This is a genomic window from Bifidobacterium mellis, assembly GCF_000967265.1.
Lineage (GTDB): Bacteria > Actinomycetota > Actinomycetes > Actinomycetales > Bifidobacteriaceae > Bombiscardovia > Bombiscardovia mellis.
On the sequence record NZ_KQ033885.1, the window covers coordinates 609190 to 621945 of the forward strand.

The 12756-nt window shown below is 61.5% G+C and carries 9 protein-coding genes; 7 read left to right on the forward strand and 2 right to left on the reverse strand.

What is annotated here, in order from left to right; genetic code table 11:
- Window positions 1–5 precede the first annotated feature (5 nt).
- The 6 genes from JF70_RS02770 (at window position 6) to JF70_RS02795 (ending at window position 9151) form a co-directional block, all read left to right on the forward strand.
- Entirely contained in the window at window positions 6–1307 is a 1302-nt protein-coding gene (locus JF70_RS02770) for an ABC transporter substrate-binding protein (protein ID WP_045935208.1), read from the forward strand.
- A 2-nt stretch (window positions 1308–1309) separates the two neighbouring features.
- Window positions 1310–2281, forward strand: coding sequence for a carbohydrate ABC transporter permease (locus JF70_RS02775; RefSeq protein WP_082069359.1), 972 nt, complete (start codon window positions 1310–1312; stop codon window positions 2279–2281).
- On the forward strand, window positions 2278–3117 hold the full coding sequence (locus tag JF70_RS02780; RefSeq protein WP_045935209.1) for a carbohydrate ABC transporter permease: 840 nt from the start codon (window positions 2278–2280) through the stop codon (window positions 3115–3117). The genes JF70_RS02775 and JF70_RS02780 overlap by 4 nt, the downstream gene beginning before the upstream one ends.
- A 7-nt stretch (window positions 3118–3124) precedes the next feature.
- Window positions 3125–4417 carry a glycoside hydrolase 5 family protein gene (locus tag JF70_RS02785; RefSeq protein WP_045935210.1) on the forward strand — a complete coding sequence of 431 codons (1293 nt, stop codon included), beginning with the start codon at window positions 3125–3127 and terminating at the stop codon, window positions 4415–4417.
- 305 nt (window positions 4418–4722) lie between these two features.
- Window positions 4723–5799: a LacI family DNA-binding transcriptional regulator gene (locus tag JF70_RS02790; protein ID WP_045935211.1), complete on the forward strand. Its 1077-nt coding sequence runs from the start codon at window positions 4723–4725 to the stop codon at window positions 5797–5799.
- Window positions 5800–5920: 121 nt separating this feature from the next.
- A complete protein-coding gene (locus JF70_RS02795) occupies window positions 5921–9151 on the forward strand; it encodes a glycoside hydrolase family 2 TIM barrel-domain containing protein (RefSeq protein WP_045935212.1) in 3231 nt (1076 codons plus the stop codon).
- 19 nt (window positions 9152–9170) lie between these two features.
- Here JF70_RS02795 and JF70_RS02800 read toward each other — a convergent pair whose 3' ends face one another.
- Complete coding sequence (locus JF70_RS02800) at window positions 9171–10712, reverse strand: xylulokinase (RefSeq protein WP_045935213.1); 1542 nt, start codon at window positions 10710–10712, stop codon at window positions 9171–9173.
- A 192-nt stretch (window positions 10713–10904) separates the two neighbouring features.
- Here JF70_RS02800 and JF70_RS02805 point away from each other — a divergent pair, with 192 nt between their 5' ends.
- A complete protein-coding gene (locus tag JF70_RS02805; protein ID WP_045935214.1) occupies window positions 10905–12140 on the forward strand; it encodes an ROK family protein in 1236 nt (411 codons plus the stop codon).
- A 43-nt stretch (window positions 12141–12183) separates the two neighbouring features.
- Here the strand turns inward: JF70_RS02805 and JF70_RS02810 are convergent, their stop codons facing one another.
- Window positions 12184–12753, reverse strand: coding sequence for an NUDIX hydrolase (locus tag JF70_RS02810; protein ID WP_045935215.1), 570 nt, complete (start codon window positions 12751–12753; stop codon window positions 12184–12186).
- Window positions 12754–12756: the final 3 nt, after the last annotated feature.

The following is a 12756-nucleotide window of genomic DNA, read 5'->3' on the forward strand; positions in this document are numbered from 1 at the left end:
CTCCGATGAGAGCACTGAAGAAGTTAGCAGTATTGATCTGCGCGACTGCCATGGCGGGTTCGTTGGCGGCGTGCGGAGGAAGCAACAGCAGTTCAGGCGGGTCGAAGGACGGCAAGCCGTCAGGCGAGATCTCCTTCCAGACCTGGAACCTGAAGAACGACAAGTACACTCCGTATTTCAAAAACCTGATTTCGGCCTATGAGAAGTCGCATCCCGGCACCACCATCAAGTGGATCGATCAGCCCTCGGACAACTATGAACAGAAGCTGTCCGCCGACGCAGCAGCCAATTCCTTGCCTGACATCATCGATGCAGGTCCCTCACTGATGTACGGTCTGGCCAAGGCCGGAGCCCTGATGAACATCAGCAAGGAAGCTCCCAAGGCCCAGAACAACTACTACAAGAATGCCTGGGATGCAGTCACCTTCAAGGGCAAGGACATCGAGGAGGGAGCCTACGGCTTCCCCTGGTACGTCAACGATGGACCGACCTATTACAACACTGAGCTCATGCAGAAGTGTGGACTGGACCCCAACAAGCTGCCTGTGACCTGGGACGACTACTTCTCTCAGGCGGACACCATGGTCAATAGCGGCTGTGGGGCCTACATGTCCACCATGATGGGAAGCTCCGTCGATGACTATGCATCGGCCGGCATCTCCATCATGAACAAGGACCACACCAAGTACGTCTTCAATTCCCCTGATGCCGTCAAGCACCTGCAGCGCTTCGTCGACCTGTATAACAAGAAGGGAATCCCGCCGGAGGCTCTGAGCGCACAGTGGTCTCAGCAGGGCGAGTTCTTCCAGAAGGGCTCCATCGTGGCCATGGGCGGCAGCGCCTACTCGGCAGCGGACTTCAAGCAGAATTCTCCTGACCTGTACAAGCATTTGGCTGTGGGAACCAAGATCAGCGATCAGGGCAAGTCCGCCAGCCTGGCCTTTGAGATGCTGGCCGTCAACGCCCAGACCAAGAACAAGACGCTCGCTCTGGACTTCGTCCAGTATGTGACCAATGCCAAGAACCAGCTGGAATTCGCCAAGAAGTCCAACACCTTCCCCTCCAGCAAGGGCGGTCTTGATGATCCCTACTATGCCAACATCGACACCAGCGATGTTCAGGGCAAGGCCCTGAAGATCACTCTGAACTCCGTAAAGAATGGATACTCAAGCCGTCCTGCCGAGTTCACCGATGCCAATGGCAACCGTTACCTGCAACAGCAGGCCGCTCTGGCCCTGCAGGGCAAGCAGACAGCCAAGGAGTCCTTGGACAAGGCCGTCAAGTACGCCAACGAGAAGCTGCAGTAACTATGTGCCGCACCGACTCTTCCGCCATCCGGCCGAAGGCTTCCGCCCTCGGCCGGCACGGTGGGTCCCAGGCCGGGGTCCAAGGCGGCAAGGGGACCCACTGGACCACGGCCCTGGCCCCCTACCTGTTTGTCTTCCCGGCCTTTGCCATCGTTTTCATCTTCGTCATCGTAGCTGCGCTGAATACCTGCCGGCTGGCCTTTACTGATTCCACGCTGCTGCGCCCGGGCAAGTTCGTGGGCATCGAGAACTTCGTAAAGATTGTGCATGACGACTATTTCTGGACCGCGTTGCTCAATTCCACCCTCTACGTGGTCTGTGTGGTCCCCTTTATGGTCATCCTTCCCCTGATGCTGGCCAACCTGGTCAAAGGGAACTCCAGAATCATGGGGTTCTTCAGAACCTCCTTCTACACTCCTGTGGTCATGTCAGCAGTGGTGGTGGGAATGATCTGGACCAACCTGTTGGATCCCAAGGGGCTGGTCAATTCGGTTCTGGAGTCCTTGCACATCATCCACAGCCCGATTCCATTCCTCAGCGATCGCTGGCTGATACTGTTCACATCCATGTTCGTCACCATCTGGCTGGGTCTGGGATACTACATGGTCATCTACCTGACCGCGCTGGCCAACATCGATATCTCCCTCTACGAGGCCGCCTCACTGGATGGGGCAGGCCCGATAAGGCAATTCCTGTATGTCACCATCCCAGGAGTGAGATCCACCATCGTGCTGATCATGATGCTGTCCACCATTGCGGCCTTCCGCGTGTTCAACGAGATCTACGTGCTCACCAACGGCACGGCTGGTCCCGGCGGCGAGGACATCACCATGTCCATGCTCATCCAGAGGGAGGGCACGGGCATCCAGGCCAGGACGGGCTATGCCAGCGCTTTGTCACTGATTGTTCTGGTTGTTGTCGGAGCCATGCTGATTCTGCAGCAGATTATCCAGAAGCGGGGGGAGGACTCATGAAAAGCGGTCACTCCAAAGTCACTGTTGGCAAGGTCATTCAGTATCTTGTGCTCATACTGGTCTTCATCCTGCTGGTGGGGCCCTTCGTCTGGGAGCTCTCGCTCTCCTTCAAGGGCAAGGGCGACAATGTCTATGCGGTTCCGCCCTATATCATCCCGAAGACGCCCACCTGGAACAATTATCTATCCGTATTCAGGCAGGTTCCGGTCTTCCGGTACATGCTGAACACGGTGATCGTCGCCATTCTTTCCATCGGTGGCAACGTCATCTTCTCGACCATGGCCGGATACGCGCTGGGCCGGCTCAAGTGGCGCGGGCGCAACATGCTCTTCACTATTTTCATGGGCACCATGGTCATCCCCGTCGAGGGTGTGGTCATCTCCCAGTTCCTGATCGTCAGAAGCGTCGGCCTGCAGAACACCCTGTTGGCCGTCGCCCTTCCAGGCATGGTGGGCGCCGTCAATATTCTGCTCATGACCAATGCCTTCAAGGGCATCCCGGATGAGCTGGAGGAGGCGGCCGAGGTGGACGGAGCCAATCTTTGGCAGCGGTTCTACCGGATATGCGTGCCCCAGGTCAAAGGCACCATGACCGTCGTCGGCATCTTCGCATTCGTGGGCGCCTGGAATGATTTCCTCTGGCCTCTGATTGTCATTTCCGACGAGTCCAACTACACGCTCACACTGGGCATGAACCGACTCAAGGGCATGTTCGTTTCGGATCCCAGATTGATAGCAGCGGGGGCGCTGGTCTCCCTGATACCGATTCTGGTCTTCTTCGCCTGCTTCCAACGCTACTTCTTCCGTGGTCTGGAACAGGGTGGCATCAAGGGATAGCGTCATCATGAAATTTGGAGTCAATTACACCCCCTCCCACAACTGGTTTTATTTCTGGCTGCATCCGGATTGGGATGCCGTCGCCGAAGACCTCGACGACATTGCGTCCATTGGGCTGGACCATATCCGCATCTTCCCGCTGTGGACGATTCTCCAGCCCAACAGGACCTGGATCAACGATGCCGGCCTGGACGACCTGAGGCATATGGCCGCCATGGCGGATGAGCGAGGACTGGATGTCTATTCGGATGTCATCCAAGGGCACATGTCCAGTTTTGACTTCGTGCCCTCCTGGCTGGTCTCATGGCATGAAACCAATATGTTCACGGATCCGGACGCAGTCCAGGCGCAGGCCCGGTTGGTCGCTGCGGTCTATGAGGCCCTGGCGGACCTGCCGCATTTCCGCGGTCTGACCATCGGAAACGAGTGCAACCAGTTTACCGACCGTGTCCATCCGCGCCGGATGCCCTCCACCTCCAAGGAGGCTGAAGGCTGGCTGCTGCAGCTGTTGAACCCGTTGAAGGAGAGGGCGTCCCAGGAAGGCCGCGTGCTTCTGCATTCCGAAAACGACGCGACCTGGTATCAGGATGGCCACGCCTTTCTTCCGCGATATGCGTCCAACATCGGAGATATGACCTGCATTCATTCCTGGGTTTTCAACGGCGCCGCCCAGGAGTGCGGCCCCTTGGCCGAGGAGAGCACGCGGCATGCCGAGTATCTGGTGGAGCTTTCAAAGGCTTTTGCCGATCAGCCCCATCGGCAGGTTTGGGTGCAGGAGATCGGTGCACCGCTCAATGTAATGGGCGCAGAGCAGACCGCTGACTTTTGCAGGTCTTCAGTGGAGCATGCTCTCGACTGCGGCGACATGTTCGGCATCACCTGGTGGTGCTCGCATGACGTCGACCAGCGGTTCGGTGATTTTCCTCCCTTTGAGCATCAGCTGGGTCTGTTCGATCAAGAGAAGCACCTCAAGCCCATAGGCCAGGCCTTCGCCCAGGCGGTGAAGGACTACTCCGGCAAGGAGGATTCTCGGCCCAGGTCCACGGCTTTGGTCGTGGATGTGGACGAGAACGATGATCCCTTGCTCAGATCTGCCTGTGCGCCCGGCGGGTCCATCTTCAACAAGTGGATGGAACTCAGCCGTCAAGGTTCAAGGCCGGCCCTGGTCACCTCCCTGCATGCGGCGGATAGGAGCTGGCTGCAGGACAGGGGCATCAGTGAGTGCATCGCCGTCAAATCTGTTGGCGGAAGCACCTATAGCGCCGTATCCGACCCCTCCCTCCTGCGGAAAAAGTCCTGACCGCGGCATACCCGGCTTCCCGATTCGGCTCCTGCTCTCATCTGAGGCTGGAATGTGAGCGATAACAAGCTCTTCGGCCTCAGACGAGGTTGTGGGCCACGGTTTTGTGCGGATGAGGGTCTAAGTTAGGGTTAAAGGCCGATATTCGTGTGCGCCTCAGGCGTGTGGCAGGCAGTCTGGCTTGCTGAGTCGGCCGAGCCGGATCACGGGTGTCGACGAGGATGGTTGATATGAGGTGGCGCATGGGCGGCGAGTCTGATGGCGGAGAAACAGAAGCCAGAACGGGCTCGTCCGTTCACAGGGAGATGGATGATGCCAGGGTCAGCCTCAAGGACATAGCCAACGAACTGGGGATATCCCAGACCGCTGTCTCCTTCGCCATCAATGACAAGCCCGGAGTCTCCGACCAGACCAAGCGCAGGGTTCGCGAAGCAGCTGCCAGAATGGGTTGGAAACCAGCATATGCCGCCCAGGCTCTGGGCAGTTCCAGGACCATGACAGTGGGCTTTGCCCCAGCCCGTTCCATGGATGCCTTCCAGACCGAAGGCTTCATGCTGCATTTCATGGCCGGCATACATGCCTCCCTGAGCCGGTCGGGCTACGGCCTGCTCTTCCGCCCCTGCGTCACCCTGGATGAGGAGCTGGACACCTACAGGGACTGGGCCAGACGCAAGCGGGTCGATGGGGTGGTACTGGTGGACCTTCTCTCCGATGATCCCAGGCCCCGGCTCCTGCATAATCTGGGCCTGCCCGCTGTGTTGGCCGGGGGGCCCGACTCGGACAACTACCTGCCCTCGTTGTCCATCGACGATTCCCGAACTATGACGACGATCATGGACCATCTGAGTTCGCGTGGACATGTCCGGATCGCCTACTTGTCGGGGGACGCGAACCTCGACTATAGCCGCGCTCGTGTCTCTTCATTCCGGGAATTCGTCCGTCGGAAGAACCTCGGGGAACCGAAGGTGGAGTTCACGGATTTCACGCCTGATAAGGCCGCCGCCCTTACTCTTCGTCTGTCATCGGGGAAGAATCCGTATACGGCTTTTATCTATGAGAACGAGATCATGGCGGCGGCCAGTCTGCGCGTAATGCTGGAACACAGGATGGCATCCGCAACTGTGCCAGGATCTGATAATGTTATTGCGGCCACTGACTCGGTTTATATGAGTCTGCCGGCCATGGTCAGCTTCGAGGACAGCTTCATCTGCCAGAGCACCTATCCCTCCATCACGTCGGTCCATCGTGATGCCGGGCTCTACGGCACCAAGGTGGCCAACCTGCTTCTGAAGATCTTCCGGGGGGAGCAGGTGGGGGGCAACCGCCGTATCCTGACCCCCAAGCTGGTAATCCGCGAGAGCACGGCGCGTCCGGTTCGATGAAACCCGTGACAACTGCCGGGAATGGTGTGCTATGTAACCGGTATCATGGTCGCATGTGAGCGTAAACAGTCATACCTGTGAAACGTCTGCTGCCAAGGCCGCCGAAGAGGATGGAGTCGTCATGTTCATACCACGTTATTACGAGGATCCGGCCACGCTGCATGTGGGGACCGAGCCCAACCGTGCCTACTTCGTGCCGGCCGGCACCCCCATGGACACGCGTGGCGACCTGCGCAGGCGCTCCGACCGGTACCTGGACCTGGATGGGGACTGGGATTTTCGCTATTACGCCAGCATCGACCAGCTGGATGCCGAGGTCCAGTCCGCCACCGAGGCCGAGGATCCGGTCTTCTTCGAAGACGACTACAGCCCTTCCAGGGATGCTGGTCGAGGGGTGTACCAGCCCATCCATGTGCCGGGCGTCTGGCAGACCCAAGGCTATGACAACCCCCAGTACACCAACGTGCGTTATCCCTTCCCCTTCGATCCGCCCAGGGTGCCGGCCGACAATCCCTGCGGCGTCTACCTGCGCGCCTTCGACTACGAGCCTGACCCCTCAGCGCCCCGGGCCCTGCTCAATTTCGAGGGGGTGGACTCCTGCTTCTACCTCTGGGTCAACGGGGACCTGATCGGCTACAGCCAGGTCTCCCACGCCACCAGCGAGTTCGATGTGACCGACCACCTGCGGCCGGGCCACAACCAGCTGGCCGTTCTGGTGCTCAAGTGGTGCGACGGCAGCTATCTGGAGGACCAGGACAAGTTCCGTATGAGTGGCATCTTCCGCGATGTCTACATCCTGCGTCGGCCCAAGGCGCGTCTGCGCGACTGGTTCGTCCACACCGAGCTGGACGAGGACATGGGTCATGCCAGGGTGACCCTGGACCTGGATCCGACCGGCGTATCGGGCCAGGCCGATGCCGCCCTTGACGTCCAGGCTCTGCTCACCGACCCCGATGGGGTGGAGGTGGCCCGGGCCGAGCTGACGGGTTGCAAGGAGCCTGAGCAATTTGTCCTGGAAGTCAGCCATCCTCGTCTCTGGAACGCAGAGGATCCTGAACTCTACCGACTGACCCTATCGACCAGGGCCAGCGCACCCGACGCCGACGATTCCGGCGAGGTCATCACCGAGTACATCGGCCTGCGCACCATCAGCGTGGACGGCCGGGTGGTCAAGGTCAACGGCAGCCCCATCAAGATCCATGGGGTCAACCGGCATGACGGGGATCCGCGCACCGGCTTCGCCATCGATCAGAAGCAGATCATGCGCGACCTGACCCTGATGAAAGAGCATAACGTCAACGCCATCCGCACCTCCCATTACCCCAACAGCCCCCAGTATTACGCCCTCTACGACCAGCTGGGCTTCTATCTGATCGCCGAGGCCGACCTGGAGACCCATGGCATTGAGACCCTCTACCACGGTCCGGACTGGAAGGAACCCGATTACTGGAATGGTCGCATCGCCGACGAGCCGCGCTTCACCAAGGCCATCGTCGACCGGGTCCAGCGCAGCGTGGAGCGGGACAAGAACCATCCTTCGATTCTGATCTGGTCCATGGGCAACGAAAGCGGCTATGGCTGCGGCATCGAGGCGGCTCTGGCCTGGACCAAGTCGCGGGACCCCTCCCGTCTGACCCACTACGAGTCGGCCATCCACGGCTCGCCCCGGCAGGACCTGGACTACAGCAATCTGGACATCACCTCGCGGATGTATCCCAGCATCAAGCAAATCGAGGACTACTTCACGCCGGAGGGTCCTCACGGCATCAGCAGCCACGGGGATGACGGGGATGGGGGCCGGAAGCCTTACTTCCTCTGCGAGTACTGCCATGCCATGGGGTTGGGCCCCGGGGATCTGGAGGACTACTTCCGGGTCATCCAGGCCTATCCAGGGCTTCTGGGCGGCTGCGTCTGGGAGTGGGCCGACCATGCCATCGACCAGGGCAGGGACCGCAAGGGCCGTCGGATCTATACCTACGGTGGCGACCACGGCGAGTACCCCAACGATGCCAATTTCTGCATGGACGGCCTGGTCTACCCCGACCGGCGGCCCCACACCGGCCTCAGGGAGTTCAAGAACGTCTTCCGCCCAGCACGTCTGGTCGGCTACGATCCCCGGACCCGGCTGCTCACCCTGCACAACTATCTGGACTTCACCTTCCTGGATGAATATCTGAGCCTGAAGTGGACCCTTCTGTGTGATGGGGAGCCGGTGGTCTCCGGAACGCCGGAGCTTGGCCGGGGGACCGGCCTGCACATCGCCCCACATGCTGAAGGCACCGTGGGTCTGCCGACCATGGATCCTCCTGAGAAGGGCCGTCTGACCCTGCTTGTGGAGTACGCCTTGGCCAAGGCCGATCCAGTGCTTCCCCAAGGGCATCCGTTGGGCTTCGATCAGCTTGAAGCTGCCGATATGGGTATGTCTGAACGTCCCAACGGCGTGGCCAGGGTCATCAGTGCCAATCCCGGCAGCGGAGTCCGGGGCGCCCACCGGCCGGTGGTCAGGCAGACTGATGCCCGCTTCGATGTGGAGGGGGCCGACTGGCGCTACGTCTTCAACCGCCGCACCGGCATGGTGGAATCCATGAGCATCGACAACCGTTCCCTGCTGACCGCTCCTATGGAGGTCAACCTCTGGCGGGCGCCCACCGACAATGATGCCACCATCAAGAAGGAATGGCGCAAGGCCGAATACGACCGGGCTGGCACCAGGGCCCTATCCTGCCAGCTGCAGACCGACCAGGGCAGGGGATTGACCACAATTGAAGCCGAACTGTCCCTGGTGGCGCCATTCATTCAGCCCATGGGCAGCATCCTCGCCACCTGGACCCTGAGTGACCAGGGTGGGCTGGACCTCAAGATGGAGTTGCATAGGGATCCCGAATTCCCCTATCTGCCCAGGTTCGGCCTGCGGCTCTTCCTGCCCAAGAGCCTGCAGCGGGTCACCTACTGCGGCTATGGGCCCTACGAGAGCTACCGGGACATGCATCATGCCAGCCACTACGGCGTTTTCCATGACACTGCACAAGGCATGGTCGAGCACTACCTGCGTCCTCAGGAGAACGGTTCCCACTATGGCTGCGACTACGTCCTGGTTGAGGATGACCGCTCCCTGCTGCAGGCGGCGGGGGATGGGCCCATCAGCTTCAACTGCTCCCCCTATACTCAGGAGGAGCTGACCGCCAAGGGGCACGACCATGAGCTGGAGGAATGCGGCTCGACCGTGCTCTGCCTGGACTATGCCACAAGCGGCGTAGGTTCCAACAGCTGCGGACCCGAGCTGGCTCCCGCCTACCGCCTGGATGAAACCGATCTGGACTTCGGACTGCATCTGCGGGTCCGTTCCAAGTGACACAGGCTGGCGGGGCCTTTCATCCCCGCCAGCGCAGGTACTGCTGGTAGACCTGCTCGCAGGGGGCTCCCGTCAGCGTGGTCTCGACGTCCACCGGCCAGACGGGTGGCTCCTCATCCCCGGTCAGAGCCCAGGCCGCCTGACGGGCCGCACCGATGGCCACATACTCGTCCGGCCGGGGCAGCTGCACATCCATGCCCAGGATTCCCGGGGCATAGGCTCTGACCGCTGGGGACTTGGCGCCGCCGCCGACCAGGAGGATCCTGGAGACCGTGGTGCCCAGTCGTTTCAGCAGCTCCAGGCAGTCACGCTGGGAGCAGAGCAGGCCTTCCACAAATGCCCTGGCCAGGTTGGTACGGGTGGTGTTGGCCAGGGTCAGCCCCTCCAGCCTGGCGTGGGCATCCGGGCGGTTGGGGGTGCGCTCGCCGTCGAAGTAGGGGATCAGGGTGATCCCTTCGGCACCCGGCGTAGACTTCTCCGCCAGCTCGGCCAGACCGTCATAATCCGTCCCCAGGGCGGCCAGGCCCGCATCCAGGATGCGTGACGCGTTGATGGTGCAGGCCAGGGGCAGCCAGTGGCCGGTGGCATCCGCGAATCCGGTTACCGAGGCGCTCATGTCATAGGCGGGGACCGGACTGACCGCTGCGGCGACACCCGAGGTCCCCAGGGAGATGGAGACGTCGCCCACCTGCATGGCCAGGCCCAGGGCCGTCATGGCGTTGTCGCCTCCGCCCGGTGCGATGATGCAGCCGCCGGGCACATCTCTGCCGGCGATGCGGGGGTCGGCCTTGGCTCCGACCTGGTGGGGGCCGAGAACCTTAGGCAGAATCACACGCTCAGCCATGCCGTCGGGCAGGGCCATGGCCAGCAGGTCACGCCGGTAGCGGTCGGCGGCTGGGTCGTAGTAGCCGGTGCCGGAGGCATCCGAGCGATCGGTGAAGAGATCCTCCAGCCCGGGTTCGGTCCCCGGGTCGGCCATGGGTCCATGACCGGCGATGACCCAGCTCAGCCAGTCGTGGGGGAGGCATATGGCTGCGATGGCCCTGGCATGATTCGGCTCCACCCGGCTGACCCAGGCCACCTTGGTGATGGTCAGCGAAGCTACGGGCGAGGAGCCCACAGCCCGAACCCAGGCTTGCTTGCCCCGCATGGCCAGGTCCTGATTCGGGTCCGGGTCCTTGTTTGGCCCATCGTTTTCCGCCTGAGCGCATCCAGCCTCGCCGGTCCTGGACCTGGCCAGCCAGATGATCAGATCGTCGGCATCAGGAGCCGAACGCGTATCATTCCAGAGCAGGGCATCCCTGATCACCTGCCCCTGGCGGTCCAGCAGCACCATGCCGTGCTGCTGGCCGCCCACGCTGATGGCCGAGACATCATTCAGGCCTCCCGCCTGGGCAGAAGCCTGCTGAAAGGCCTTCCACCAGGCCATGGGATCGACGCTGGTGCCTGCCGGGTGAGGAGCCTTGCCGAAGCGGACCAGCCGACCGGTCCGGGCTTCGGTGACCCTCACCTTGCAGGACTGGGTCGATGTGTCCACTCCCGCCACCAGGATCTCATTCATGTCAGCCTCCTCGCTTTCCGGCTCCGATCAACGGAATATACCATCATAGTATCCTAATTATTAAATCGATAAACTAAATGGCCGTGGTCCGGATGCGTTTCAATGGCTTACCTGCCGTCAGGCTGGAACGTAAGATGTTGAAAGGCCTCAGATTCAGCGGGCCTGTGTTCGTTCATGAAAGGTTGTTGAACCGTGACTGCCCTGCGCTCCATCAATCAGGATGATCTGAGGAACCACAACCTCTCGGTCATTATCGACACCATTCTGCGGTCGCCTACCTTGCTCAGCAGGGCGGATCTGGCCAAGGCCACAGGGCTGACCAAGGCCACCATGTCGCTCCTGGCAGGGCTCCTGCTCAAAAATCGGGTGGTGCGTGAGGAGGAGCCTGAGGCCTCGCAGAGCAGCCACGGCCGACCCAGCACCCCGCTGTCCATCGCACACGGACGCTGGGCCGGTCTTGGCCTGCAGATCAATACCGACGGCTACGGCTGTCTGGCCATGGATCTTGACGGCACCCTGATTGATTCGGCCTGGGTCAAGGACGATATGCACGATGCGGAACCCGACCAGGTCTTCGCCAACCTGGAGAAGCTGACCGAGCCCATCGAACGTAAGCTGTCACGTCGGCACTACCGCACAGTGGGTTCGGGCCTGGCCCTGCCCGGACTGGTCGGCGGCGACACCACCCTGCTTATGGCCCGAAACCTGGGATGGGAGCGTCTGGATCTGCAGGACTTCCCCCTGGTCCGCCGCCTGTCTCCACGAGTGGGCAACGAGGCGCGTCTGGCAGCCCTGGCACAGATTCCCGGCTACGCCGCCCAGCGTCCAGCCGGCGGAGATGAGGGGCCGCTTTCACCCACCGACTCCTTTATCTACATCTCGACTGATATCGGCATCGGCGGGGCTGTGGTGCGGCGCGGGGCCGTCGAGGTCGGGGATCATGGGTTCGCCGGCGAATTGGGCCATGCCTCGGTGGATCTGAATGGACCCACCTGCCGTTGCGGCCGCCGTGGGTGCCTGGAGACCTATGCCGGGCGTAGGGCCCTGGTGGAGGCGGCCGGCATCGCCACCGGAGCCGAGGCGGTCAAGCCCCAGGCCATGGAGGAACTCTACCAGCGCTGGCAGCAGGGTGATACCAAGGCCGTCGATGCCATCGACCGCGGGCTCGATGCCATGATCTCGGTCATCGCCTCCGCCATCAATATTGTTGACGTGGATACGGTCATCCTGGGGGGATTCTGGTCGCACTTCGGGGGGAACCTGGCCCAGCGTCTGCAGGATCGACTCAATCAGCTGACCCTGGGCCGGGATGCCGTGGACATCCGTGTGCTCATCCCTACCCAGGCCGACTATCCGGCCCTCAAAGGGGCGGCACTGGTGGGCCTGCGTCGCTTCATCGACGATCCACTGGATTTCTTCGCGGATTGAACTGTCAAGGACTGATACGTCAAGGACCGGGCAGTCCAAAGGTTCAATGCTCAGCCTGAGACTGGTCGGAATTGGACTGGTCGGAATCTGTAGGCAGCTCCCTGCCGCCGACCCTGAAGAGGGCGTGGGCATCTCCGCCCTGCAGGCGTTTCAGATAGGTTCGCGCCCGGGCCATGCGTTCCACAGTGGTCTGGGCCAGCGGAGCTGGGAGTTGCCCGGGGTCGAACCAGCCGACTGACAGGCTCTCCTCGTCACCCACAAAGGGGTCGGCATTGCCGTTGGGGTCGGGCCGGCAGATGAACAGATGGTCCATGTACATGGTCCGGTCACCGTTGGCATAGGTGACCACCTCCCGGGAGGATGTGACCGCCGCCAGGTCGGTGACGATCACATCCACCCCGGTCTCCTCCTTGACCTCGCGGACCACGGTGTCAGCCGGGTCCTCGCCCGGTTCGTTGATCCCGTAGACCAGGGCCCACTGGCCGGTGTCCGAGCGCCGACCCAGCAGGACGCGGCCCCGGTCGTCACTGACGAAGGCCGTCACGCCGTTCAGCCAGAGCAGGTCATGGCCTATGGACCGGCGCAGTTCGAGCACGAAGTCAGGGGTGGGCATATG